Annotated in this window: 19 protein-coding genes; 8 read left to right on the forward strand and 11 right to left on the reverse strand. The window is 67.5% G+C overall.

Translation table 11 applies throughout. From position 1 onward, the window contains the following. Window positions 1-2 precede the first annotated feature (2 nt). Entirely contained in the window at window positions 3-2,195 is a 2,193-nt protein-coding gene (gene helR / locus ACFXHA_RS03720; protein WP_379352572.1) for an RNA polymerase recycling motor ATPase HelR, read from the forward strand. On the opposite strand, the gene glnA is transcribed toward helR, so the two are convergent. Next, window positions 2,180-3,616 (reverse strand): type I glutamate--ammonia ligase, encoded by a 1,437-nt coding sequence (gene glnA, locus ACFXHA_RS03725; protein ID WP_379352574.1) that lies wholly within the window; start codon window positions 3,614-3,616, stop codon window positions 2,180-2,182. The two genes, helR and glnA, sit on opposite strands and share 16 nt — an antisense overlap. 330 nt (window positions 3,617-3,946) lie before the next feature. On the opposite strand from glnA, the gene ACFXHA_RS03730 reads away from it, so the two are divergent. From ACFXHA_RS03730 to ACFXHA_RS03745, 4 genes are all read left to right on the forward strand, one after another. Continuing rightward, complete coding sequence (locus tag ACFXHA_RS03730; RefSeq protein ID WP_379353438.1) at window positions 3,947-5,710, forward strand: AMP-dependent synthetase/ligase; 1,764 nt, start codon at window positions 3,947-3,949, stop codon at window positions 5,708-5,710. 10 nt (window positions 5,711-5,720) lie between these two features. Next, on the forward strand, window positions 5,721-6,953 hold the full coding sequence (locus ACFXHA_RS03735) for a PucR family transcriptional regulator (RefSeq protein ID WP_379352575.1): 1,233 nt from the start codon (window positions 5,721-5,723) through the stop codon (window positions 6,951-6,953). A gap of 337 nt (window positions 6,954-7,290) precedes the next feature. Continuing rightward, entirely contained in the window at window positions 7,291-9,348 is a 2,058-nt protein-coding gene (locus ACFXHA_RS03740; RefSeq protein WP_379352577.1) for a CocE/NonD family hydrolase, read from the forward strand. Between the two features lie 114 nt (window positions 9,349-9,462). After that, entirely contained in the window at window positions 9,463-11,244 is a 1,782-nt protein-coding gene (locus ACFXHA_RS03745) for an SDR family oxidoreductase (protein ID WP_379352579.1), read from the forward strand. A 5-nt stretch (window positions 11,245-11,249) separates the two neighbouring features. On the opposite strand, the gene ACFXHA_RS03750 is transcribed toward ACFXHA_RS03745, so the two are convergent. From ACFXHA_RS03750 to ACFXHA_RS03760, 3 genes are read right to left on the reverse strand one after another with little or no spacing between them, the layout of a single operon-like run. Further along, window positions 11,250-12,137 (reverse strand): hypothetical protein, encoded by an 888-nt coding sequence (locus tag ACFXHA_RS03750; RefSeq protein WP_379352581.1) that lies wholly within the window; start codon window positions 12,135-12,137, stop codon window positions 11,250-11,252. 31 nt (window positions 12,138-12,168) lie between these two features. After that, a complete protein-coding gene (locus ACFXHA_RS03755) occupies window positions 12,169-13,476 on the reverse strand; it encodes a PDR/VanB family oxidoreductase (protein WP_379352583.1) in 1,308 nt (435 codons plus the stop codon). Next, window positions 13,473-14,351 carry a metal-dependent hydrolase gene (locus tag ACFXHA_RS03760; protein ID WP_379352585.1) on the reverse strand — a complete coding sequence of 293 codons (879 nt, stop codon included), beginning with the start codon at window positions 14,349-14,351 and terminating at the stop codon, window positions 13,473-13,475. The genes ACFXHA_RS03755 and ACFXHA_RS03760 overlap by 4 nt, the downstream gene beginning before the upstream one ends. Before the next feature lie 159 nt (window positions 14,352-14,510). On the opposite strand from ACFXHA_RS03760, the gene ACFXHA_RS03765 reads away from it, so the two are divergent. Continuing rightward, window positions 14,511-16,004, forward strand: coding sequence for an ABC1 kinase family protein (locus tag ACFXHA_RS03765; protein WP_379352587.1), 1,494 nt, complete (start codon window positions 14,511-14,513; stop codon window positions 16,002-16,004). Here the strand turns inward: ACFXHA_RS03765 and ACFXHA_RS03770 are convergent. Continuing rightward, entirely contained in the window at window positions 15,934-17,478 is a 1,545-nt protein-coding gene (locus tag ACFXHA_RS03770) for an ArnT family glycosyltransferase (protein WP_379353440.1), read from the reverse strand. The genes ACFXHA_RS03765 and ACFXHA_RS03770 overlap by 71 nt on opposite strands. Window positions 17,479-17,652: 174 nt before the next feature. On the opposite strand from ACFXHA_RS03770, the gene ACFXHA_RS03775 reads away from it, so the two are divergent. Beyond that, the gene (locus ACFXHA_RS03775) at window positions 17,653-18,156 is read left to right on the forward strand and encodes a nitroreductase family deazaflavin-dependent oxidoreductase (RefSeq protein WP_379352589.1); all 504 of its coding nucleotides are present in this window, start codon (window positions 17,653-17,655) and stop codon (window positions 18,154-18,156) included. 9 nt (window positions 18,157-18,165) lie between these two features. Here ACFXHA_RS03775 and ACFXHA_RS03780 read toward each other — a convergent pair whose 3' ends face one another. Continuing rightward, entirely contained in the window at window positions 18,166-18,546 is a 381-nt protein-coding gene (locus ACFXHA_RS03780; protein ID WP_379352591.1) for a nitroreductase family deazaflavin-dependent oxidoreductase, read from the reverse strand. 166 nt (window positions 18,547-18,712) lie between these two features. Between ACFXHA_RS03780 and ACFXHA_RS03785 the strand changes: the two genes are divergently transcribed. Next, complete coding sequence (locus tag ACFXHA_RS03785; protein ID WP_379352593.1) at window positions 18,713-19,231, forward strand: NUDIX domain-containing protein; 519 nt, start codon at window positions 18,713-18,715, stop codon at window positions 19,229-19,231. A gap of 28 nt (window positions 19,232-19,259) precedes the next feature. On the opposite strand, the gene ACFXHA_RS03790 is transcribed toward ACFXHA_RS03785, so the two are convergent. The 5 genes from ACFXHA_RS03790 to ACFXHA_RS03810 all read right to left on the reverse strand — a co-directional run bounded on the left by ACFXHA_RS03790 (window position 19,260) and on the right by ACFXHA_RS03810 (window position 25,086). Next, a complete protein-coding gene (locus ACFXHA_RS03790; RefSeq protein ID WP_379352595.1) occupies window positions 19,260-21,170 on the reverse strand; it encodes a serine/threonine-protein kinase in 1,911 nt (636 codons plus the stop codon). A gap of 416 nt (window positions 21,171-21,586) precedes the next feature. Continuing rightward, window positions 21,587-22,267, reverse strand: a complete 681-nt coding sequence (locus ACFXHA_RS03795; protein WP_379352597.1) for a TIGR00266 family protein — start codon at window positions 22,265-22,267, stop codon at window positions 21,587-21,589. A gap of 52 nt (window positions 22,268-22,319) precedes the next feature. After that, window positions 22,320-23,462, reverse strand: a complete 1,143-nt coding sequence (locus ACFXHA_RS03800; protein ID WP_379352599.1) for an ABC transporter substrate-binding protein — start codon at window positions 23,460-23,462, stop codon at window positions 22,320-22,322. After that, on the reverse strand, window positions 23,459-24,232 hold the full coding sequence (locus ACFXHA_RS03805) for an ABC transporter permease (RefSeq protein WP_379352601.1): 774 nt from the start codon (window positions 24,230-24,232) through the stop codon (window positions 23,459-23,461). Before ACFXHA_RS03805 ends, ACFXHA_RS03800 begins: the two co-directional genes overlap by 4 nt. After that, window positions 24,229-25,086 carry an ABC transporter ATP-binding protein gene (locus tag ACFXHA_RS03810; RefSeq protein ID WP_379352603.1) on the reverse strand — a complete coding sequence of 286 codons (858 nt, stop codon included), beginning with the start codon at window positions 25,084-25,086 and terminating at the stop codon, window positions 24,229-24,231. Before ACFXHA_RS03810 ends, ACFXHA_RS03805 begins: the two co-directional genes overlap by 4 nt. Window positions 25,087-25,143: the final 57 nt, after the last annotated feature.

The following is a 25,143-nucleotide window of genomic DNA, read 5'->3' on the forward strand; positions in this document are numbered from 1 at the left end:
CGGTGCCGGATCAGGGGTATGCAGAAGAACTGCGGTCGGAGCAGGAGTATGTCGCCGGGCTGTACGCGCGGCTGGATGCCGAACGCGCGCGGGTGAAGGGCCGCTACAGCGAGACGTTGACGGTGCGCGGGAACGCGACCGCGTTGGTGGAACGCGACGCGGAAGTGCGCTCGCTGTCCAAGGAGATCCGGCGACTGGGTGTCGCCGACAACGGGTTGTGCTTCGGCCGCCTCGACAGTGTGGACGGTGAACCCACCTATATCGGCCGCATCGGCATTTTCGACGAGGCCAACGAATTCGAACCGCTGCTGATGGATTGGCGCGCGCCGGCGGCGCGGGCGTTCTATGTCGCGACCGCCGCGAGCCCGGAGAACATGCGGCGACGTCGCCAATTCCACACCCGCGACCGGCAGGTGGTGGATTTCACCGACGAGGTTTTCGGTCGCCCCGGCGACGGTGAACGCGGGGACGCGGCACTCCTGGCCGCGGTCAACGCGCCACGCGGTGAGGGCATGCGCGACATCGTGGCGACCATTCAGGCCGAACAGGATCGGATCATCCGCCTGGAACATCCGGGTGTGCTGGTGATCGAGGGCGGCCCGGGAACCGGTAAGACGGTGGTGGCGCTGCACCGGGTCGCGTATCTGCTGTACACGCAGCGCGAGCAGATGGAACGCAACGGCGTGCTGGTGGTCGGCCCGAATACGGCCTTCCTGAAGCACATCGGGCGGGTGCTGCCGTCGCTGGGCGAGACGAACGTGGTGTTCACCACCACGGGCGCGCTGTTGCCGGGACTGCGCGCGACCGCCGAGGACACTCCGGAGGCGGCGCGGCTGAAGGGTTCCCGCAAGATCCTCGAGGTGCTGAAGGCCGCGGTCGCGGATCGGCAGCAGGTGCCGCGGGATCCGATCTCGCTCGAATTGACCGATGTCACAGTGCGAATCGACGCCGATATCGTCGGCTGGGCGCGCGAGGAGGCGCGCGAGAGCGGCCGTCCGCACAACGAGGCCCGGCCGGTGTTCCTGGAGGTGCTCACCTGGGCGCTGACCGAACGCGCGATCGCACGCATCGGCAAGGGCTGGCTCACTCGTGAGGACCGCGACGCCTGGGAGAACATGCGCACCGATCTGCGCGCCGAGCTCGCCGAGCACGAGGGTTTCGCGGCCGTGATCGACGAGTTGTGGCCGACCGTGGAGCCGCAAGACGTACTGGCGGAACTGCTTTCGTCGCCCGAGCGACTCGCGGCCGCGGGCGCGGACCCGGCCCTGCTCCGTGCCGACGGTGCCGCGTGGACGGTGTCGGATGTGCCGCTGCTCGACGAGCTCATCGATCTGCTGGGCCGCGACACCAGCGCCGAGGAGGCCGCGGCCGAGCGGGAACGCAAGGCGCAGGCCGCCTATGCCGAAGGCGTGCTGGATCTGCTGGTCAGCCGCGCCGACCACATGGACGACGAGGACCACCTCTTCGCGACCGACCTGATCTACGGCGAGGACCTGGCCGACCGTTTCCTCGAACGCGACACCCGCGAGCTCGCCGAACGCGCGGCCGCCGACCGGGATTGGACCTACCGCCATATCGTGGTCGACGAGGCCCAGGAGCTCTCGGAGATGGATTGGCGGGTGCTCATGCGGCGCTGCCCGAGCCATTCCTTCACCGTGGTGGGCGATCTCGCGCAACGCAGCTCCCCGGCGGGCGCGACCGCGTGGGGCGACATGCTGGAACCGTATGTCCCGGGCCGCTGGCAGTACCGGTCGCTGACGGTGAACTACCGCACCCCGGCGGAGATCATGGCCGTCGCGGCCGCGGTGCTGGCCGATTTCGCGCCCGACGTGGTGCCGCCGGATTCGGTGCGGGCCTGCGGCGTCCAGCCGTGGGCGCGAGAGCTACCGGTCGACGAGATGGCCTCGGCCATAGCGGAATTCGAACGCGACGAAGCAGGTCGCGAGGGCACCAGCATCGTGATCGGCCCGCCCGGCATGCCGGGCACGGTCCCCGCCTGGGAGACCAAGGGCCTCGAATTCGACGCGGTGCTGGTAGTGCAGCCCGACGAGATCCTCGCGGAGAGCCCGCGCGGCGCGGCCGAGCTGTACGTCTCACTCACCCGCGCCACGCAACGCCTGGGCGTCCTGCATTCCCGCCCGCTGCCCGAGTCCCTCGCGGGACTCGAGCCTGCCGGTCTCTATACGTCGAAGTAGAGCTCGAATTCGTAGGGGTGTGGGCGGACGTTGATCTCGGCGATCTCGGATTCGCGCTTGATGCGGATCCAGGTGTCGATCAGGTCCTCGGTGAAAACGCCGCCCTGCGTGAGGTATTCGTGGTCGGCCTCGAGGCGGTTGATGACCTCCTCGAGGCTGCCCGGGGTCTGGACGACCTCGGAGCTCTCCTCCGGGGTGAGCTCGTAGAGGTCCTTGTCGACGGGCAACGGCGGCTCCATCTTGTTGGTGATGCCGTCGAGCCCGGCCATCATCATGGCCGCGAAGGACAGGTACGGGTTGCCCGAGGAGTCGGGGCAGCGGAATTCCAGGCGTTTGGCGGCGGCGGAGGTGCCGGTGACCGGAATGCGCACGGCGGCAGAGCGATTGCGCTGGCTGTAGACCAGGTTCACCGGCGCTTCATAACCGGGCACGAGGCGTTTGTAGGAGTTCACGGTCGGGTTGGTGAAGGCCAGCAGCGACGACGCGTGATGCAGGAGTCCGCCGATGTAGTGCCGCGCCAGATCCGACAGCCCCGCGTACCCGGCCTCGTCGTAGAACAGCGAAACGCCGTCCTTCCACAGGGATTGGTGCACGTGCATGCCGGAACCGTTGTCGCCGAAGAGCGGTTTCGGCATGAAGGTGACGGTCTTGCCGCCCTCCCAGGCGGTGTTCTTGATGATGTACTTGTAGAGCATCAGATCGTCGGCGGCGGCCAGCAGCGTATTGAACCGGTAGTTGATCTCGGCCTGCCCGGCGGTGCCGACCTCGTGGTGCCCCTTCTCCAGGTCGAAGCCCGCGATCTGCAGGTTGGTGCACATGCGGTCGCGCAGATCGACATCCGCGTCATAGGGCGCGACCGGGAAGTACCCGCCCTTGGGCCGCACCTTGTAGCCGCGGTTGGGGGTGCCGTCGGGATTGAACTTCTCGCCGGTGTTCCAGTCCGCGGACGCCGAATCCACCTCGTAGAAGGCGCGATTCATGCTGGTGTCGTAGCGCACCGAATCGAAGATGTAGAACTCGGCCTCGGGTCCGAAGTAGGCGGTGTCGGCGATCCCGGTGGAGCGCAGGTATTCCTCGGCCTTGCGAGCCACATTGCGGGGGTCACGGCTGTAGGCGGCGCGGGTGTGCGGGTCGTGCACGAAGCAGCTGATATTGAGGGTCTTGGCGGCGCGGAACGAATCCAGTTGCGCGGTGCGCAGATCCGGCAGTAGCAGCATGTCGGATTCGTGGATGGCCTGGAAGCCGCGCACCGAGGACCCGTCGAAGGCGATGCCGCCCTCGACCAGTTCGGCGTCGAACATCTTCGCCGGGATGGAGAAATGCTGTTGGATGCCGGGGACGTCGCAGAATCGGATGTCGACGTACTCGACTTCCTCGGCGTGGATGTAGTCCTGTACTCCGCTGGTGGTAGGGGTGATCACCGCTCGCTCCTCGTGGCCGCGCACGCCTACCCGATCGGACGTCCCGGTCGGGGTCCGGCGGTCCTGTTCGTGCTAACACGATACGTCGCGAGCCCCTATACCGGACTCGAATCAAGTTGCGCAACAAGATCATTGGTAAATTCATGTAAACCTCGATCACCGGGCCGGCGGACGCCGACGCCACCGCCGGGACCCCACTCCCCCGACTTTGTCACTATGCACAAGTACGCGTCGGTAGATCTTCGCCATTGCCAGTGGACCCGCCCATCCTTTGTGCGGTCTGCTGTGTTCGTGAGTTCAACACCGGCTGCGGGAACGGCCCCGCGCACCATGGTCGAGGCGTTCCAGGCCAATGTGGCCCGCTATCCACAGGAGGTGGCGCTGCGCACGCTCGGGGGCAGCGTCACCGTCACGTGGAGCGAATACGGGGATCGGGTGCGCACGATCGCGACCGGGCTGGCCGGAATCGGCGTCGGGCGCGGCGACACGGTCGCACTGATGATGACCAACCGCCCCGAATTCCACTTGTGCGACACCGCGATTCTGCACACGGGCGCGACCCCGTTCTCGGTGTACAACACCAACCCCGTGGATCTGCTGGCCTACCAGTTCGGCAATGCGGGCAACAAGGTGGTGATCTGCGAGCGGCAGTTCGCGCCGCAGGTGCTGGCGGCCGTGGAGAAGGCGGCGACGCAGGGCGTCACGGTCGACCACGTGATCTGTGTGGACGAGGCACCGGAGGGGTGCGTCTCGCTCACCGCGATCGAAACGGACGAGAATGCGGGCTTCGATTTCGAATCCGCTTGGCGCGCGGTGGATCCCGAGGATCTGCTGACCATCGTCTACACCTCCGGCACCACCGGTCCCCCCAAGGGCGTGGAGCTCACCCACACCAATTTCCTCGAGAACGCCCGCGTGGTGGACGAATTCGGCACCGGCGGGCCCGCCGACAAGGTGGTCTCCTACCTGCCCGACGCGCACGCGGCCAATCGCTGGTTCGCGCACTATCTGTCGTTGCTGACCGGCGCGCAGATCACCACGTCGCCGGATCTCAAGCAGGTGGCCTCCGCGCTCACCGAGGTGCATCCGTCGGTGTTCCTCGGCGTGCCGCGCGTGTGGGTGAAGGTCAAAGCGGCGCTGGAGGACCGCTTCGCGGCCGAGCCGAGCCCATTCAAGCGGCGGCTCATCGACTGGGCGATCGGGGTCGGCCGGGCCCGTGCGCGCGCCAATTCCGACGGGCGAGTGCAGAGCATCTTCGGGACGCTGCAGTATCAGCTCGCGGATCGCTTGGTACTCAACACCATTCGCAAGCAGCTGGGCATGGACAACATCCGCATTGCGGTCACCGGGTCGGCTCCGATCCCGAAGGACACCCACGAGTTCTTCCTCGGCCTCGGCTTGCCGTTGTGCGAGGGCTACGGCATGACCGAATGCACCGCGGGCGCGACCGTGGACCGCCCCGACCGCATCAAGATCGGCACGGTGGGCCGCCCGCTCCCGGGCGCGGAGGTCCGTATCGCCGAGGACGGTGAGGTGCTGGTGCGCGGCAAGATGGTGATGCGCGGCTACCGCAATGCCCCCGACAAGACCGCCGAGACCATCGATGCCGAGGGCTGGCTGCACACCGGTGATATCGGCGAGATCGACGCCGAGGGCTTCCTCAAGATCGTCGACCGCAAGAAGGAACTGATCATCAACGCGGCCGGCAAGAACATGTCGCCGACCAATATCGAGAACACTGTCACCGAGAGCACCCCGCTGGCGGGCACGGTGGTCGCGATCGGCGAGGGTCGCGCCTACAACACCGCGCTGATCTGCCTGGACCCCGATCTGGCCGCCGCCTTCGCCGAGCGCCACCAGCTAACCGACCGGAGCATTGCCGCGCTGGCCCAGGATCCACGCGTGCTGGAGTCGCTGCAGGAGGGCATCGACACCGCCAATACCAAGCTCTCCCGGGTGGAACAGATCAAGAAGTTCGCGGTGCTCCCGGACGTGTGGACACCGGGCAGCGATAACCTCACGGCAACCGGCAAACTGAGGCGCAAACCGATAGCTACCAACTACGCCGCTACTATCGAGTCGCTGTACGGGTAGTAGGAGAGTTATGCACGCGCGATTGCGGGACCGAGCGCTCGAAGAGCTGTACCGGCGCGCCGTCGTGGCGCGCGAGCAGATCCCCGGTGCCGTCGGCCCCTACCGCACCCTGCCGGAACCGCTGGTGGCCAGCGGTTTCGAGCGCGGCACCAAGTTGAATGTGGACCTGTTCTTCGACTTCGTGCGCTCGGGACGCAAGCCCTCGGCGGAGGACACCCACGAGCTGGTGGAGATCGCGTTGAGCCGGGTGCGGGACGGCGAATCGCTCGAGGATGTGCTGGGCCGCTACAGCCTGGGCGCGGAATACCTGTGGTCGCGGTTGCAGGAGACCGCGACCGAGCCGGAGCGTGAACTGCTCGACGCCGCGGCCATGTCGCTGCTGCAGTACGTCACCCTGCTCACCACCCGCATCGCGACCGCGTGTGTGCAGCGGGCGCACGATCCGCGCTGGGAGCTGCTCGAACGCCGCCGGGCCATCGCCGATGCCCTGCTCACCGGTCGCGATCCGATCGAGTGGGCCGAGGAACCGGCGATCGCGGTGCCGGACGCCTTCCTGGTGGCCGTCTTCCGGCTCGGCAGCACGCGCGGCACCGACACCAGCGAACTGCGTCACCGCATCGAGGCGATTCCTGGGGTGTTCCTGCGCCTGGACAGCGGCGGCTGGACCGCACTGCTGCCGCTGCACCCCGGTGACGACGGGACTGCGACACTCGCCGCGCTCTCGGGCCGGCTGCCCGCCCACGGTCAGCTCCCCCGGCCCGCGCTCGGCCAGGCCGCGCAACCCGTAGAGGTGCCGTCGCGATCCGGACCGCCCGCGCCGTATTGGGTCGGGGTGGCGACCGCGGACTCACGGGCCGCGGTTCCGACGGTCTTCGCCGAGGCCCGCATGCTCGCCGAACTGGGCCGCTGCCTGGACCGCCCGCACGCGGTGTGCCGCCGTCCGGACCTGATGTTCGAATACACCGTCGCCGCGGGCGGTCCCGCCCGCGCGGGCCTGGCGGCCGTCCTCGCACCGCTGGACGCCCAACCACTGCTGGCCGAAACCCTGGAAGTGTTCGTGGACACCGGTTTCAACCAGCTGGCCACCGCCCGCCTGCTCACCATCCACCGCAACACCGTCACCTACCGCCTGGCCCGGGTCCACGAACTCACCGGCCTGGACCCCCACCGCCCGACCGACGCCATGACCCTCTCGGCGGCCCGCATCGCCCGCCGCCTCGAATCTGCTTCGTTCACACCGTAATTCGACCGACCACGCCCACCGACCTCTCCTCGTCATTCCGGCGCGCTTCTGGCCGGAATCTACAGCCACCGGTCATGCACGGCTGGTGTGGATCCCGGCCAGAACCATGCCGGGATGACGGGGCGCATTGGTCAAGTGCGCTTCTTTGGTTCGAGTGCGGTTCCGGTCGAGCGCGCTTGTTTGGTCGAGTGCACATGGGCAGGGGTCACAGTCGGGGTGATTGCCGGTAGCGACGCGCCGACGCTGTGCGGTGTGCTCAGTTCCGACGACGAGGTCCGAGCCGTTCGCCACCGCAGCGGCGCGCGCAGCGACCTCCCGACCCCGCAGAGGTAGATCGTTGAGTAGCACCTTCCGGCCCCGTCGCTGCCGTCTGGCACCGTGGGCCGTGGCCGGGTTCTCCGTGCTGGCCATGACTGTTTCGTCCACTACCGCGCAGGGTGCGCCGGTGTTCGGGCCGGTGCCGAACGCGCCCGCGAATTTCGGGCTGCCGTCGGATTATCAGCCGACGCCGGAGCAGTACGGTGTGGGTTATCAACTGGGGCAGGTGGTTCCGCTCTCCGACGGCAATCAGTTGCAGGCCGAGGTGCGGTATCCGACCGATCCGGCGACGGGGCAGCGGGCCGCCGGTGAGTTCCCGGTGATCGTCAACTTCACCACCTACGGCGCGGTCACCAGCGCGCTGACGGCCGCCCTCACCGGGGTGATCGACGATCTGCACATCCAGTTGCCGGATCAGTTGAAGGATGCGCGGCGCATCATCAATCAGGCGACCTCCATGCAGGACATGCTGGTGCGGCACGGCTATATCGAGGTGACCGCGGATGTGCGCGGCACCGGCGGGTCGACCGGCGCGTGGAGTCCGGCGTCCAAGCAGGACGGCGTGGACGGCTCGGAATTGGTGGACTGGGCGGCGAAATTGCCCGGTTCCAATGGCAAGGTCGGGATGTACGGCTATTCGTTCCCGGGCCTGTCGGCCATGCGGACCGCCGAAACCGTCGGCCCCGGTTCACCGTTGAAGGCGATCGTGCCGTTCGCGGTGTCCAACAACATCTTCGACGAGGTGCTCAACCACGACGGCATGATGAGCCCGCTGCTGCTGACGGTCATCTCCCTGATGGTCCCGTACCTGAGCCTGATCGGGCCGTTCCTGACCGCCGTGGTTTCGCCGCAGCAGTTCCTGCGTTCGCTGGGTGACCACCTGATGGCGTTGGTGGGCCCTGACACCAGCACGGTGAAGCTGCTCTTCGACGCGTACACCGGAGGTGCTACCGCCTACGACAACACCTGGTGGAAGGACCGGCGTTTCGAGACCGACCTGCACAATCTGGTCGACAACGGCATCGCCATGTATCAGGTGGACGGCTGGTGGGATCTGTACCAGGAGGGTGCGGTGCGCAATTACGCTCAGCTGCAGAACCTCTCGGCCGGGCGCGACCAGTTCGCGCCTATGGCGGCCGATCAGCATGCCGACGGGCGTTACCAATTGCTCATGGGCCCTTGGTATCACGTCGGCCTGGGCCTGGGTCCCGGCTCACGCATGGACACCGACATGATCACACTGGCCTGGTTCGACCGGTGGCTCAAGGACATTCACAACGGCGTCGACGAGACCGGCAACCCGCTGCATGTGATCGACGCGAACAACAATGCCGCCGACACCGCGCGCTACCCGTTCGAGCAGGCCGCCGTCCAGCAGCGTTATTTCGACGGTGACCGGCTCGTCGCGGACCGGCCCACGGTCACCGACGCCTCGGATCGCCTGGCCTACACCGGGATCGACAACATCTGCAATCGCGAGACGCTGGGTCAGTACACGGCGGGCCTGCTCGATTTCGTGTTCCGGGTGTTCACCGTCTCCAATCCGTGCACCGAGTGGGTGCAGAATCCGACGGCGGGGCCGCGCTACACGATGGATCCGGTGACCGAGCCGACCGTGCTGGCCGGACCGTCGAGTGTCACCCTGTACGCCTCCTCCACCGGTACGGATGCCGCCTTCCAGGTGTGGCTCGACGATGTCGCGCCGGACGGGACGGCCGTGAACATCACGGGCGGTTCGCAATTGGCGAGTCAGCGCACCCTGGACCCGGACAAGACCTGGTCGGCCGATGGTGCGGTGTATGCGCCCGAGCACATCGTGCTGAAGGAGAACGAGCAGTTGCTGGCGCCCGGTGACGTGGTGAAGATGGAGATCAAGATCCGGCCCGCGTTCCATCGGCTCGAGCCGGGTCATGCGTTGCGTCTGCGCATCACCTCGGGCACGTTCCCGTCGACGATTCCGAATCCGGCGGATCTGGGCCGACTGCTGGGGACCTCGCAGCAGATCCAGCGCAATGCGGTCTACCCGTCGGCGTTGGTGGTTCCGCTCGCGCCCGCGGATTCGTTCTCGCACCGATAATTGTCTGAGTCTGCGTTTTCCACTCTGGATTAGCAGATTCGCCTGCCATTGACTCCTCGCCTCGGACAGTTCAGGCTGATTCGTGACAACTGTCCGAGACAGAAGAGAGCCGCAATGGCGCTGCGAACCGACGCCGAACCCCGCCAACGCACCGTCCGCAACGGCGACATCGAGATCGCCGTCTACGAGCAGGGCGTGCCCGACGGGCCGACCATCGTGCTGGTGCACGGCTGGCCGGACTCACACCACCTGTGGGACAACGTGATTCCGCATCTGACCGATCGCTTCCACGTGGTCAGCTACGACTCGCGCGGGCACGGCCGCTCGACCGATCCGGACGACTTCCACGCCTTCGCGATCGCCGAGCTGGCCACCGATTTCTTCGCGGTCGCCGATGCGGTGAGCCCGCACGAGCCGGTGCATGTGCTCGCCCACGACTGGGGTTCGGTGACGGTGTGGGACGCGGTGTGCGAGCCCGACGCCGAGCTGCGCATCGCCTCCTTCACCTCGGTCTCGGGCCCCAATCTCGATCATGCGGGCGCGTGGGCGCGGCGGCGTTTCGCCCGCCCGACGCCCCGCAACCTGGTGGGCCCGCTGGCCCAATTGGCCTCGGTCGCCTATCAATTCGCGTTCATGGCCCCGATCACGCCCGCACTGGTGCGACGCGGGCTGACCGATCGCGCATTCCGGCTCGGGCTGCGGCTGGCACAGGGCACGCCCCCCGAGCAGGTCACCCTGGGCGAGACGTTCACCGCGGACGCCGCCAACGGGTTGAAGATCTATCGCGCGAATCTGGTTGTCGGCAAGGTGTTCTCGTCGCGGGAACGGCACACCAAGGTGCCGGTGCAGCTCATCGTCGCCGACCGCGATCCGGCCGTGCGGCCCGCCGTGTTCGACGACGAGGCCGAGTACACCGAGCAGCTGTGGCGGCGCGATCTGAAAGCCGGTCACTGGGTGCCGTATTCGCATCCGCGGGTGCTGGCACGCGCGGCCGTGCAGCTGATCGATGCGGTGTCGGGCCGGGAGCCGTCGCGGGAGCTGCGGCGCGCGGAGGTCGGCCGCCCGGCGGGCCGCCCCTTCGACGATCATCTTGTGGTGGTGACGGGCGCGGGGTCGGGCATCGGCCGCGAGACCGCCCTGGCCTTCGCACGCGACGGAGCCGAGGTGGTGGTCTCCGATATCGACCGGGACGCCGCACGCGAGACGGCCACCCTGATCGCCGAATCCGGCGGCACCGCTTACCCGTACGTCCTGGACGTCGCGAACGCGGCGGCGGTCGAGGCGCACGCGGACGAGGTGGCCGAGGTGCACGGCGTCCCCGACGTGGTGGTCAACAATGCCGGCATCGGCCAGGCCGCACCGTTCCTGCGCACCCCGGCCGAGAGCTTCCAGCGGGTCATCGACATCAACCTGTTCGGCGTCGTGCACGGCTCCCGGGCGTTCGGGCGGTTGATGGCCGAGCGCGGCCTCGGCGGTCACATCGTGAATGTCTCGAGCATGGCCGCCTACACCCCGCAGCAGGGTTTCAGCGCCTACTCCACCAGCAAGGCAGCGGTTTTCACCTTCTCCGACTGCCTGCGCGCCGAACTGGCCGCCGACGGCATCGGCGTCACCACTGTCTGTCCCGGCATCGTCCACACGAATATCGTTCGCACCACGGAGTTCTCGGGTGTCTCGGCGGAAAAGGAGCAGGCCCGGCAGCAATTGTTCGACACCCTCTACCGCTGGCGGCGGTACCCGCCGTCGAAGGTGGCCACCGCCATTGTCCGTGCGGTCCAGCACAATCGGGCCGTCGTCCCGGTCACCCCGGAAGCGTGGGCGGCCTACTACGGCACCCGGCTCACGCCGCCGAGCCTGATGCGTTTCGGCATCGCCCGGGCGAGCCTGGCCCGCTGACGTGCTTACGTGGCGCGCTTCGGCGGGTCGAAGTCGGTGTGTGAGACCTCGTGGAGTTCACCGTCGATCCAGTCGTAGATCGTCTCGGACTTGATGTAGGCGTGCACCACTTTGGGCCGTCCTCGCCACGCCGATCGATCGAGATCGGGGGCGGCGGGGGCAGCCCGCAAACCGAAGGACGCGTCCGTGACCTGACGCGGCGGCTGCGTCGCACGGGCGGTGTAGTGCAGGTCCCCCGGTGAGTTCAACCTCGCCGCCTCGATGGCTCCCATCGTCAGTTCGGCGACCTCGACGCCGCTGGGTCGACCGGGTGCCAGACGGTGCACATGGGTCTGCCCGTGGATGCTCGTCTCCACCGTGCACCCGTCGGGCGAGAACCGGCCGCGTGCCAGGAAACCGGGCTCGCCCCACGCGCCGATGGTCCAAGCGACATCGGAGGTGTGCCGGTGCAGGAGCGGGACATCGGCTGCAAGCGAGCCGAATACAGCGCCGAGCCGCTCGGCACAGATCGCCAGCGCCCGCCGGTAGCCCGGGTCGGCAGCCTCGGGCGGCACGATTTGCACGAGCCGCAGTTGGCGGTACTCGCCATAGCCGTACCGCAGTCGGTGGTCCTCGGTCTTGGAGGCGATGAGGCCCACGACGTTCGGATGGACGTGCATCAGATCGCCCGTGGCCGCCTCGTCCGGCACGGCGCCGAAGGCCTTGAAGACGCCGTCGATATCGGCCCGGGACCAGATGCCGCGCCCGGAACGCCTGCCGCGCCGCAGCGCGTCGCGGAGCGTGGATCGCTCGCCCGCCGTCCCCAGATTCGCACCGATCCTCGAGCCGACCACCGTCGGCACATGCTCGAGAAATCCCTCGCCCGCCCGTTGATCATTGCCGTTCTCACCCACGACGCCAGACTAACGATCGTGTGGGCACACGTTACTCGGAGCCGGGCGGCCTCCTGCGGTGCGGGATGGCCCACGCGGGTCCGGTGCGTCTCCCCCTGCCGGCCGCGGCGTCCCCGCCGACGCCGCGGCCGGTTCCCCGTTCCCCCGGCCGCGCGAGCCCCCAGCGCCCGCGCGGCGAGTCTTGTTGTGCCGTCACCGAATTCAGGTCCAGCACCAGTCGCTGACCCGGTGCGGCACGCGAGACGCACAACAGCATGTCGCCCTGGGCACGCTGGGCGTCGTTGAGGACGGTGTCGCGGTGATCGACCGTGCCGGACAACACCCGCACCTTGCAGGTGGTACAGAAGCCCTGCCTGCACGAGTACGACACCGACGGCCGGGCCTGCGCCACCACCGCCAGCGCGGTCCGGTCGGCCGGTACGTCGAGTATCGGCCCGCCCCGGCCCAATTGGATGCTGAATGGCCGGCCGTCCTGGATCGGTGGTGGCGAGAAGCGCTCCAGGTGCAGTTCCACGCCCGGCGCGTCGATCACCCGTGCGCCCACCACATCCAGCAGCGCGGGCGGACCGCATACGTACACGGCCAGTTCGGGATCCAGTGTCGGCACCAGGTCCGCGCCGGTGGGCAAGCCGTCGACATCGTCGGTGCGCACCCGGACCCGGGAACCGTAGCGGGTCAGCTCGTCGAGGAACGGCACCGAATCCCGATGCCGGCCCGTATAGACCAGTGACCAGTCCATGCCCGCGCGGTCCGCGGCGCGCAGCATGCCCAGGATCGGCGTGATCCCGATGCCGCCCGCGATGAACCGCAGCCGCCTGCCGTCACCCGGCCCGGTCAGGGTGAGCGGGAACGCGTTGCGCGGTCCCCGGATCTCGACGCGGTCGCCGATCCGCAGCCGGTCGTGCAGCTCCACCGAGCCGTCGCCATCCGGTATGCGCCGCACCGCGATTCGATAGTGGAACGGATCGTCGGGGTCGCCGCACAGCGAGTACTGCCGCAGCAGTCCCGACGGCAGCACCACGTCCAGGTGCGCGCCGGGCCGCCACGGTCGCAGTACCGCGCCGCGTGGATGCGCGAACACGAAACTCACCACGTCCGCGTCGGCGGCGACCACTTCGCGATCCACCAGCACGAGGTGCGTGGTGCGCGCGATGCCCGGGGCGGCCTTGCCCGGCGGGGACATCCACGCCAGCACGCGCGCGCCGGGCGCGATCAGTTTGTCGGCCACCCGCAGCAGCGGATCGTGCCGCAGTGGCGCCCAGAACGCGGGTGGCACACCGCGGCTGCGTATTTCGGCGATGCGGCCCTCGATGGTCTGGAGTTCGGGGGCTCGGCTCATGAGGCGTGCGCCCGCTTCGCGGCCGGGGATTTCGCCAGATAGCCGAGGGCCTGCGCGGTATCGCCGGTGTCGGCCGGGTCGTAGTCGGCGCGCACGAACGAGGCGAAGCCGCGCCCGATCAGCCGCCAGGGCGGCAGTGTGCCCCGGCGGACGGCACCGTTGATCTCCCGGAAAACCTTGACCGGCCCCATCTTCGGCATGGTCGGGTCCTGGCGGATCAACCACCAGGCCACCGCGATCAGCCCGAACGGCAGTCCGACGCTGCTGCCCAGATAGAAGGTGACCAGCCGGGGCCGCCGGGCCCCGAAGTAACGGGCCACATTCCAGGCCACACTGCGATGCTCGACCTCTTCGGCGCCGTGCCAGCGGAACAGGTCGGTCAGCGCCGGGTCCGCGTCCATGGCCTCGAAGTCCTGGTTGAGCAGCCAGTCCCCGGCGACCGCGGTGAAATGCTCGATCCCGGCGATCCCGGCCAGCATCTGCACCACGACCCGGTGGCGCAGATGTTCGGGCAGCGTGTCGAGCCGGGCGATCGCCCGGTCGAAGAGGTATTCGACCTCGGTCAGGATCGGTTCGGGGTCGATGCCGTGCCGTTGCAGGAACTCCCAGGTCGCCCGGTTGTGGGACTCCGCGTGCAGCGCCTCCTGCCCCATGAAGCCGACCATCTGCTCGCGCAGTTCCGCGTCCTCGACGTACGGCAGTGCGCGCCGGAACATTTCGACGAAGCCACGTTCGCCCAGCGGCAGGATCAGGTTGAGACCGGAGATGGCGTGCGAGGCCACGGGTTCGCCCGGGATCCAGTGCAGCGGTGAGCGGGAGAAGTCGAAGTGCACCTCGCGAGGTCGCAGCACCACCGCGCCCACATGCTCGTTCATTGCTGTCGCTCCTTTGCGTCACCAACAGTCTGAGACAGTTTACGTGCAATGTCCATGCTCTCGACGGGCGGTGATTCCGAATCGGCCAATGAATTCGGCCTACCCACGAAGATCGGCCCCATGACACACTGAGACACCCGAGAGTTTCGGAGGTTCTCCATGCTCGAACCGCGCCAGGGTGGATTCCGGCGACCGCGCCGCCGCAGTGCCGAATCGGACGATCCGCTGCCGACCCGCAGCGCCGTCCGCAATGCCAAGATCACCACCCTGCCGGTGGCCTACGCGGCCCGCCGCGTCGGCGGCCTGGGACGCCGGGCAATGGGCACCCCGGCGCGCGAGGTCGAAATCGACATCCAGGCACGCACCGCCCAGCACATGTTCGAGGTGCTCGGCGAACTCAAGGGCTGCGCGGCCAAATTCGGGCAACTGCTGGCCCTCTACGAGCTGGCGCTGCCCCCGGAACTCGGCGAACCCTATCGGGAGGCGCTGACCCAGCTGCAGGATACGGTCCCGGCCATGCTGCCGCCCGCGGTTGAGGCGGCGATGGCGGCCTCACTGGGCGAGCAGTGGCGAGATCGCTTCGCCGAGTTCGATCTTCGTGCCGCGGCGGCCGCCTCGGTGGGTCAGGTGCATCGCGCCGTGTGGCCGGACGGGCGGACGGTGGCCGTCAAGCTCATGTATCCCGGTGCGCGGGCAGCCGTCGCCTCGGATCTGGCACAGATTCGCCGACTCGCCCCGCTGGCAACGGTTTTCACGCCGGACGCGGATGTGCGGGGACTGGCCGACGCCTTCGCCGCCTGCATCAGCGAGGAACTCGACTACGTGAAAGAGGCTGCGACACAGCGCATCTTCGCCGCCGCGTTCGCCGGCGACCCGGATTTCGCGATCCCCGAAGTCGTGGACCAGTGCGAGGATGTGCTGATCAGCGAATGGCAGGACGGTATTCCGCTGCATCGGGTGATCGCCGCCGGTGATCCGGCCGAGCGTGATCGGGTGGGACTGCTGGTGACCCGCTTCGTCATCTCCGGCTGCGCCCGTACCGGACTGCTCTATACCGATCCGCATCCGGGTAATTTCCGGATCCTGCCCGACGGCCGCCTGGGCGTGGTCGATTTCGGCGCGTGCACCCCGTTCCCGGACCACCTGCGCGCCCTGGCCGGCGATATCGGCGATGCCGCGCTCAACGGCACGGACGCGGATCTGACCGCGGCCCTGCGCCGGCATGGTTTCGTGCGCCCGGACCGCGATATCGACGTCGACGCCCTGGCCGCCATGGCCGACCCGATCCGGGATCTGTTCACCCGCCACGAGGTGCACCTGACCACCGAGTGGTTGCGCCGGCAGGTGCTGCGCGCCACCGAGCCGAGCCTGTCGAACGTGACCCGCCACCTGGTCAGCCCGCCCGAGTACACCCCGATCGGACGGGCCATCCTGGCGCTGGCCGGGGTGCTGTGCCAGCTCGGCGTCCGGGGTCCGCTGCGGGCCGAATTGACCGCGCACCTACCGGAATTGGCGGCCGCGATCGAACGCTTCCACCTCGGCGAGGGACCCGCGGCGGCTGCCACGGTGGTGCCGCTGCGGGCTAGAGATGCATCCAGGTCGGCCAGACCTGCGACCACGGCTTCTTGGGGTCCGAGCACTTCCAGATGGTGACGTCCTGGGTATTGCCCTTGAATCCCAGCCGGGTGTCGACCTTGCCGACCGGTTCGACATGGGCGAACTGGCTGCGCAGCACCGCCTCGTAGCCGCCGACGGCCAGCACCACCGAGGCGTCGTCGGGTGGGGTGCCGAAGTAGCCGAAGCCGCGGCTGGGACTGTAGAGCGGCGGCAGCTTCGATCGGCCGAGCTCGTCGAGAGCGCTGGCCTGCCAATAGGTGTCGGTGATGATGACGGCGTGCGCCCGCTCGGCCGGCGGCAGGGCGTCGTAGACGCGCACCACCTCGTCGGTGAGCTCGTGCCAGCCGAAGGACCCGTACACGCCGATCCGGACGGCCGCTTCCGCGTCGTCGCGGGGCGGGGTGACCTGGTCGGCGGGCCGCCAGGGCGTGGAGTAGAGGGTGAAAGCCGTTGCGCCGACCGCCAATACGGCGACGAAGGCGGTCAGCACGCGACCCCACGGCGGCCGGATGCGTTCGGCCGTGCCGACCACCCCGACCGCGCCCGCGGCGATGACGACAGCGTACATTCCGGCCGCGTAGTAGATCCGACCGCCGGTGACCAGGAACGCCGCGAACAGCAGCAGCAGGGTGACGCCGATGAATCGGTAGGGCCGCAACGTATCCCAGCGCAGCAGCACCCACACTCCCCATAGCAGCAGCAGCGCGCCGAGGTATCCGGCCAGGCTCACCGACATCGGGATGAACAGCAGCCGCCCGCCCAAGATCCCCTGTTCGGCCCCGATCACCCCGCCCATCTTCAGTTGCGGCCAGGAATGGTGGGCCTGCCACAGCAGTTCGGGCACGGTCGCGACGACCACGATCGCGCCGCCGACCCACAGCAGCGGACGACGCACCAGCTCGCGGGGCCCGCACAGCAGACTGCTCGCCGCGACCGCCAGCCAGAAGAACGGAATCAGCCACTTCACCTGGATATCCACCGCGGTGACCAGGGCGGCGGCCAGCAGCAACAGGTCGTTGCGGGTGCGCACCCAGCGCACCACGAGCCAGGTGATGATCACCCACAGCGCGGTATCCACCGCGTTGGTGGTGAGCATGGTGCCCTGCAGCAGCAGGAACGGTGAACTCGCGTATCCGAGCGCGGCCAGCAGCTGGGCGCGGCGGCCGCCTTCGAACTCGCGGGCGAGCATGGCGCACAGCACGATCGCGGTCACCGTCAATGCCACCGACGGCAACCGCAGCACCAGGAACGAGCCGGGTGCGAGGGTGTCCATCAGGCGCGAGAGCAGCGGCAGCACCGGTCCCTGATCGGCGTAGCCGAAGGCGGGTCGTCGCCCGGCCGCCAGGAAGTAGAGCTCGTCACCGAAGTACCCGTACCGTGAGGCCGACAGCACCAGCACCAGTGCCGCGGGTCCGGCCACCGCGGCGACCGTCCACCACGCCATGGGCGGGCGGTCGTCGGCCTTGGCATGCCGTCCCGAACCGCTGGGCCGGGCCGGGCGATCCACCACATCGGTCAACGCGCACTCCTCGACGGCGGGGTCACGCTCGGACTGCCTGAAATCTACCGCGTTCGGCCGGTGAATCCGGTACTCCGCGCAGGTCGCCGCGTCGCGCACGGAAGCGGCCTATACTCGATGCCGGTGTGACTGCCGCGCAACGCGTTTGAGCGAAGGAGGCCCGGCATGACCGAACAGACCCCGGACACCAACCCCTACGGCACCCCGACGACGAGCGGGCCGGAGCCGATCCGTTCGACCCAGAATCTGCTCAACACCTTCATCCGCAGCCTGCTCAAGGTGCCGTTGCTGGCTCCACAGGTCGGTAAGCGGCTGTGCGTCCTGCACGTGGTCGGGCGCAAGTCCGGCAAGGTTTACGACGTCCCGGTCGCCTATACCCGCCATGACGGCGACATCCTGATCGGCACCGGCAAGCATCCGTGGGTGAGCAATATCCGCAAGGGCACACCCATCGCGGTGTCCTTCGGCGGACCGAAGCACACCGCCGACGCGGAGGTGCTCACCGACGCGGAATCGGTGGTGCGGCTTTCGGAGGTGATCGCCCGCGACAACAAGCAGTGGGCGAAGTTCAACGGCATGAGCATCGACGCGCAGGGCAATCCGAACCTGGCCGATGCCTACCAGAGCTGGCAGCAAGGTTGCGTCATCATCCGGCTCACCGTGCACTGAGCTCGACGATCAGTCGACGAGGCGGGCCTGGACGTAGTCCTCGGCGTTCAGGCCCACCAGCACCTGCCGCACCACCGGCGGCGCCCAGGACGCCGACGCGTCGTGCCCGAGCGCCGGATCGGTGAGCGTCACGATGCGCCCGCGGGTCTCGAATTCGAAGGTGCCCGCCGCCCGGATGTTCTTGAGCCAGTCCACATCCCGCCCGTAGGTCAAGGCGATGCGGTAGCCGCCGTCGCGCTGGAAGACCATGACCGGCGACCGATATTCCCGCCCCGATTTGCGTCCCCGATGAATCACGATCCCGAAGAACGGCGCCACCCGTGCCAGCACCCCCAGCACCGGATTGCTGATCTTGCGGTTGATCCTCGCGAGGGCCCGGGGCAGCGGCATGATCTCGTCCTCCCTGACGAAAACGGTTGCGCCCCTGAGGCTACGCCGCCCTCGATCATGCCGCGCGGCATCGACGGCGGACAGTATCACCGGAGGTGAAACGTGATCGCTAGGGTGCTTTACAGGGCGCCCGATTCCCGCGGCGCGGCAGGAAGGAGCCCGGCCCATGTCGGAGATGATCGCGGTGTACGACGCCGCCGGTCGCGAGATCGGCGCGGAGGAACGCGCCGTGGTCTATGCCGAGGGCATCTGGCATGCCAGCGCCGGCGTGCTGGTGCGCTCCCGAGACGGCTCGAAGGTCTACGTGCACAAGCGAACCGACACCAAGGCGGTCTTCGCGGGCATGCACGATTGCCTCGCCGGCGGCGTGCTGGCCCCCGGCGAGGACCCCGCCGAGGCCGCGATCCGGGAACTCGCCGAAGAACTCGGCATCGAACTGGGCCCCCACGACGACCACCCCCTCCCCCTGGCCGCCGCCTCCTGGAACGGCGTCTGGGCCGGCCGCCCCATGCGCTGCCACCTCTTCGCCTACGAACTCCGCTACGACGGCCCGATCCGCCACCAACCGGAGGAAATCGTCGACGGCTGGTGGTGGACCGACGAGGAATTGCGCTCCCACCTGGAAAACCCGAACTGGCCCTTCGTCCCCGACACCCGAACCCTCATCCCCGACCTGCTGCGCTGACCCATACAGGTGACGTGCCACAACACGCTTACGGATCGATCACCGAGATCCGCCCCGTGGTGTCGACGACGTAGGCAGCGTGGGTGCTGGGATCCACCGACACCGACACCGAATCCGCCGAGGGATCCCAAGGCTGGGAGTCTTCGATGCGGACCGTCGCGGAAATCCTGCGGGAAACGGTATCGATGATCTGCACTGACGGCACGGACCCTTTGCTGACCGCATAGAGGGTGTGGGTGGCGGGGTCCACCGCCACTCCTGATTGCGAGCCGCCGATGTCGATGGTGGCGGTGACCCTGCGCAACCCGAGATCGACGACCGACACAGAGCGCCCCTCACCGTTGGTGACGTATGCGGTGTGGGTGCTCGGGTCGATCGCAATTTCTTTCGGCCTGCCGCCGATGTCGATGGCGGCAGTAACCGTGCGTGACGCGAGATCGATGACCGACATCGAACTCAACTGGCTGCTGGTGACATAGGCCGTGTGGGTGCTCGGATCCAAGGCAACACTCAACGGCATGAAGTCTTTGGTGTCGAAAGTGGCCGTAACCGTGCGGGATACAGGATCCACTACCGACCAGCCGCCCGTCTGGCTCACTACGTAAACGGTGTGGGTACCGGGATCTACCAACACCTTGGTCGGTGTTCCCCAGGGGATCCGTATGGTTTCCGTGAATTTTCGCGCTGCCGCGTCGACGACCTCGAGGTCCTTGATGTTGTTGACGTAGGCGAACTGAGTGCCCGGATCCAGCGCAACACAACCGAGTCCCCCATCAGCTTTGATGGTGTCGATGACCGTGCGGGACGTCGTGTCGATGACTGAAATCGAGTTGTTGTTGTTGGTGACAAAGGCGGTGTGGGCGATCGGATCCATCACCACGTTTGTCGGAACGCCGCCGACGTCGATGGCAGTCAGGCGTGGCGAGTGAGGGTCCGGGCGAGTGGTGTACCACACGCACGCGCCGGTGACGGCCACCGCGGTCACTGTTGCGATGGCGGACAGGATGATTCGGTTTCGCCGCAATCTGCCCGTATCCCGAACTGCGGCGGCGCTTCCCATGGATCCGGACGTTTTCGCAAACGGACTCGGCTGAATGCGAACCGTCGCCGCTTCTTGCACGGCCACGGGTACCAGGGCGAAACGTGCCGCGGCAGCCAGTTCTGTGGCGGCTTGATATCGCTGGGTGGGGTCCTTGGCCAGTCCTCGGGCGATGATCTCGTCGAATGCGATGGGCACATCCGGACAGATCGAACTGGGCCGGGGCGCCTGGCCGGTCAGGTGCCCAGCGATCTGCTGTTCCATGCTGACAGCAGGGTAAGGCTTTGCGCCGGTGAGGCATTCGTACAGTACGCACGCCAGCGAGTAGACGTCGGAACGGGCGTCGGCCTGTCCGATGCTCAATCGCTCGGGGGCCATGTAGGCGAAGGTGCCAATAGCGGCTCCCACACTGGTCAAGCCGGTCTCGGCGACGACGCGGGCGATTCCGAAGTCGATCAAATATACGAAACCGCTCGCGCTCACCAAGATGTTCGACGGCTTCACATCTCGATGAATCAGCCCTTGGGAGTGAGCTGCGGTCAGCGCCTCGGCAACCTGTTCGATGATCGCGACCGCCGCGGCCGGTGCCATCGGACCGTACTGGGCGAGGACCGCATCCATACCGGAGCCGTCCACCAGCCGCATGTCCAGGTAGAGGCGTCCGTCTATCTCACCGAAGCCATGAATCGGAATCACGTGCGGATCGTTCAGTGCTGCGGCGGAGCGTGATTCACGCCGGAAGCGTTCACGGAACTCCGGGTTGTCGGCCGAGTGCTCGGGCAGCACCTTCAACGCGACAACGCGGTCGGTGTGCGTGTCGTATGCCTCGAATACTTGGCCCATTCCCCCTTCGCCGAGCTTCCTCCGCAACCGGTAATGCCCGAAGGGGTTCCCCTCCACCGCGCCTCCCCCACACATGCAGCGGCGTCGATCACCGCGTCCGCAGCTCGTAGGTTACAGGTGTCGTGACGTACCCCGGACGCGGCGAAGGCCCATCGATATCCCGCGCGAATTCGATGGGCCTTCGTTGCTACGTCGGTTCAGGCCGTGGGGGCCGAACCGCTCGAGCTGCCGGTGAACAGACCCTGAATGGTCTTGATCAGAACCGACGCCAGGAAATCCGAAGCAGATCCGGACACGTGGTACTCCTCATCTTTTCGAACAACATGTCGGGCATGTGAATCATGCACGCTTCACATTCTTTGGGAAGCAGATTTCGCGGGAAAGTTTCCCCGAACCCGACTGGAGCTACACCATAGAACGCGTTCCACCTGGGTTTATATCAGTTCGATAAACATGTGACTTACGTCACAGAACTAACCGGACGAAGCGCTCGAACCGGCCCAGGCCGCGAAGGCACCGGGGTTGCGAGTCTGCAGCAGCACCCGGCCGGGGCCGACGAAATCGAAGACCAGGCCCTCGCCGGATTTCAGCGATTGCAGTGAGCGGCCCGAGACCGCGCGACGGATGGTGAAGTTCATGGCCAGGTCGTAGGCCACCACGTGACCGGTGTCGATGGTGACCGGCTCACCGGGTCCCAGATCCACCACGTCGATGGCCCCGAACACGCCCAGCACCACCTCGCCCTGGCCGTGCGCGCGCAATCCGAAACCGCCCTCGCCGCCGAACAGGTTCGCCAGCCCACCCCATTTGGCCTCCACGGTCACGCCGTGCGAGTTGGCGATCCAACCGCCGCGGCTGATGAAGAAGGGATGGTCGGTGGTGATCGGCAACGCGAGCATGTCACCGGGCAGCGCCGGAGCCACGTCCACCCAGCCGCCTTCCGCCGGCGCGGTGAACGTGGACACGAAGAACGACTCCCCCGCGAGCACGGAACGCTTCAACCCGGCCAGGATGCCGCCTTCGGCCTTGGCGGCCAATGAGACTCCCGCCGAATGGGCCACCATCGCGCCGCTCTCCACCCGCACGAGTTCACCCCCGGCCAGGAAGCAGCGGGCAATGGTCGAGGACGGATTGTGCCGCAGCGCCACCTTCATGCCCGCGACCCTAACAGTGCGTGCCCGACCGGGGGTGAACCTCACGAATGCGTTATTTGCCGCCCTCGGTGAGTGTCACCGGCTGTGCGACATAAGCACTTCCGATCACGTCGACGCCTTGGGATTTCAGCAGATCCAGGGCCTTGGTGACGTATTCGACGGTGTAGGCCGAGGTGTCGGGGTCCTTGGTGAGGACCGTCTTGCCTTCCTGATTCTTGGTGGTCTTCGCGATCGCCACGGTCCGATCCCAGGCCGACTTGTCGATCATCCCGATTCCATTGGGGGACGGCCAGATCAGCTTGTTGATCTCGGTGATCTGCCACTGCTGGTGGCTGGCGCCCAGCGTCGATCCGGCGGCCACGGTGAGGTCGCGGCACTTGTCGACATTGTCGCGGCAGAATGCCCAGCCCTGGAGCGAAGCGGCAATGAATTTCACCGTCTGGTCGGCGTATTTCGAGTCCTTCAGTTTCTCGGTATTGGCCCAGATGGCGTCCTGCAGCATGGCCACGCCCTGATCGTTCCAGTCGATGGTGGCGAAATCATCCGGAGTGTACAGCTTTCCGGTCGCGGGATTCTTCACCTCGAGCAGCTGCGCGTATTCGTTGTAGGACATGGCCTGCGCGGCGTCGATATCGTGGGCGAGAAAGGCGTTCATATCGAACTGCTGCTGTACCAAGGTGACATCCTTGGCCGGGTCCAGCCCCGCCTTGGTCATGCCCGCGAAAAGCTCGAATTCATTGCCGTAGCCCCAGTTTCCGACCTTCTTGCCCTTCAGGTCGGCCGGGCCGGTGATGCCCGCGCTCTTGAACGACACCTGTTTGGTGCCCGAACGCTGGAAGATCTGCGCGACATCGGTGATGCCCGCGCCGGCCTCACGCGACGCGAGGGCCTTGGGCACCCAGGCGATCGCATAGTCGGCCTGGCCCTGGGCGAGCACGGTCTGCGGGACGATATCGGTGCCGCCGTCGAGGATTTCGACGTCGAGGCCCTGCGCCTTGTAGAAGCCTTGCGAGGCCGCGGCCAGATAGCCCGCGAACTGCCCCTGCTTGAACCACTGCAGCTGCAGTTTGACCTTGGTCAGGCCGTCGGAGGTGGTGGAGTTGTCGGAGGTGCTGCATCCGGACAGCGCGGCCACCACCAGGGTGGCGGCGGCCAGCACGGCCCGGATGCGGAATCTACGGGTGGTACTTCTCATTTCGATCTCCCAGGGATGGTGCGGGGTCTGCGGGTGAGCTGCTCGAGCAGCAACACGGCGGCCAGGAACACCAGGCCGAGGATCATGGCGGCCACCACATACGCCCAGGCGCGCGGGTAGGCGGTATTGGCGGCGGCGGAGGTGATGCGGCTGCCCAGGCCGTGCTGCAGGCCGCCGAAGTATTCGGCGATGATGGCCGCGATCACCGCGCCTGGTGCCGCGATCCGCAAGCCGGTGAACAGGTGCGGCAGCGCGGCCGGCAGCCGGACTGTGCGGGTGACCTGCCAGCCGCTGGCGGCGTAGGCGGTCATCAGGTCGGCGTGCACGCGCGGCACCTGCCGCAATCCCCGTGCGGCACTGACGAACACGGGGAAGAACACCACGATGGTGGCGACCAGGCGGCGGGGCAGGTCGGTGGTGGTGGAGAACATGGAGTTGAGCAGCGGTGCCAATGCCACGATCGGGACCGCGGCCGCGCCCGCCGCGAGCGCGCCCAGTACCCCGTCGACCACCCGGAACCGGACTGCCACGATGGCGGCGGCGATCCCGAGCACCGCGCCCGCCAGCAGGCCGACGAGAGCGTTCTTGCCGGTTGCGACGCCCGCCTCCAGGATGGCGTGATAGTTGTCTGCGAACGCCTTTCCGATGGCACTCGGCGACGGCAGCAGGAACGAGGGGACGCCCGCCGCCACCGTGAGCACCTGCCACAGTACGAGCAGGACGACGCCGAAAAGCACTGGCGGCAACCAGGTTCTGAGGACTCGGGTCATCGCATGTCCCGTCCTGCGGTGCTTTTCGGCGTGCCTGCGTCGCCATGCCCCTCATGCAGGGCGGCGCGGACCGCGGCCACGGCGGCGAAGAAATCCTCGCCCGAGCGCACGTCGTCATCACTGTCACGGTCCCAGCCACCGGTCGCCAGCACCTCGGTGATGCGGCCCGGACGCGGGGACATGACCACCACGCGATCGGACAGGAACACCGCCTCGGGAATCGAGTGCGTCACGAAAAGCACCGCGGCACCGGTCTCCTCGGCGATGCGCAGCAGTTCGCCCTGCATGCGCTCGCGGGTCATCTCGTCGAGCGCCCCGAAGGGCTCGTCCATGAGCAGTAGCGGTGGTTTGCGCGCGAGAGCGCGAGCAATGGCGACACGCTGCTGCATGCCGCCCGACAGCTCGGCGGGAAATCGGCGCGCGAAATCGGTGAGCCCGGTGATCTCGAGCAATTCGGCACTGCGCGCGCGCCGTTCCTTCTTACCCACCCCGTGCAGCTGCAACGGCAACTCGACGTTCTCCTGCACGCTGCGCCAATCCAGCAGTCCGGCCTGCTGGAACGCGATGCCGTAGTCCTGGTCCAGCCGCGCCTGCCGGGCGGTCTTGCCATGCACCACAACGGTTCCCGAGCTCGGCTGCTCCAGGTCGGCGACGATGCGCAGCAAGGTGGACTTGCCACAACCCGACGGGCCGATGAGAGAGACGAACTCGCCCGCCGCGACAGTCAGATCGATATCCTGCAACGCGGTGACCGCGCCCGCGGTGAAAGTTTTGTCGACGCCGCGCAATTCCACGGCTGGCACGGCCTCGGCGGACGCCGAATCCGGTAGCGACGCGGATGCCTCCACGGTCACGGGGTACCTCCGAAAGAACAGCCGATATCGCCACGGCGTGACGCCGTCTCGACACGG

Source organism: Nocardia sp. NPDC059240, assembly GCF_042753865.1.
In the GTDB taxonomy this organism is placed as follows: domain Bacteria; phylum Actinomycetota; class Actinomycetes; order Mycobacteriales; family Mycobacteriaceae; genus Nocardia.

Bases quoted from the DNA above. Each gene is read 5' to 3' on its own strand.
- ACFXHA_RS03730 (WP_379353438.1), top strand. From the start codon at position 3,947: ATGGTCGAGGCGTTCCAGGCCAATGTGGCCCGCTATCCACAGGAGGTG.
- ACFXHA_RS03735 (WP_379352575.1), top strand. From the start codon at position 5,721: ATGCACGCGCGATTGCGGGACCGAGCGCTCGAAGAGCTGTACCGGCGC.
- ACFXHA_RS03745 (WP_379352579.1), top strand. From the start codon at position 9,463: ATGGCGCTGCGAACCGACGCCGAACCCCGCCAACGCACCGTCCGCAAC.
- ACFXHA_RS03755 (WP_379352583.1), bottom strand. From the start codon at position 13,476: ATGAGCCGAGCCCCCGAACTCCAGACCATCGAGGGCCGCATCGCCGAA.
- ACFXHA_RS03760 (WP_379352585.1), bottom strand. From the start codon at position 14,351: ATGAACGAGCATGTGGGCGCGGTGGTGCTGCGACCTCGCGAGGTGCAC.
- ACFXHA_RS03765 (WP_379352587.1), top strand. From the start codon at position 14,511: ATGCTCGAACCGCGCCAGGGTGGATTCCGGCGACCGCGCCGCCGCAGT.
- ACFXHA_RS03775 (WP_379352589.1), top strand. From the start codon at position 17,653: ATGACCGAACAGACCCCGGACACCAACCCCTACGGCACCCCGACGACG.
- ACFXHA_RS03780 (WP_379352591.1), bottom strand. From the start codon at position 18,546: ATGCCGCTGCCCCGGGCCCTCGCGAGGATCAACCGCAAGATCAGCAAT.
- ACFXHA_RS03785 (WP_379352593.1), top strand. From the start codon at position 18,713: ATGTCGGAGATGATCGCGGTGTACGACGCCGCCGGTCGCGAGATCGGC.
- ACFXHA_RS03795 (WP_379352597.1), bottom strand. From the start codon at position 22,267: ATGAAGGTGGCGCTGCGGCACAATCCGTCCTCGACCATTGCCCGCTGC.
- ACFXHA_RS03800 (WP_379352599.1), bottom strand. From the start codon at position 23,462: ATGAGAAGTACCACCCGTAGATTCCGCATCCGGGCCGTGCTGGCCGCC.
- ACFXHA_RS03805 (WP_379352601.1), bottom strand. From the start codon at position 24,232: ATGACCCGAGTCCTCAGAACCTGGTTGCCGCCAGTGCTTTTCGGCGTC.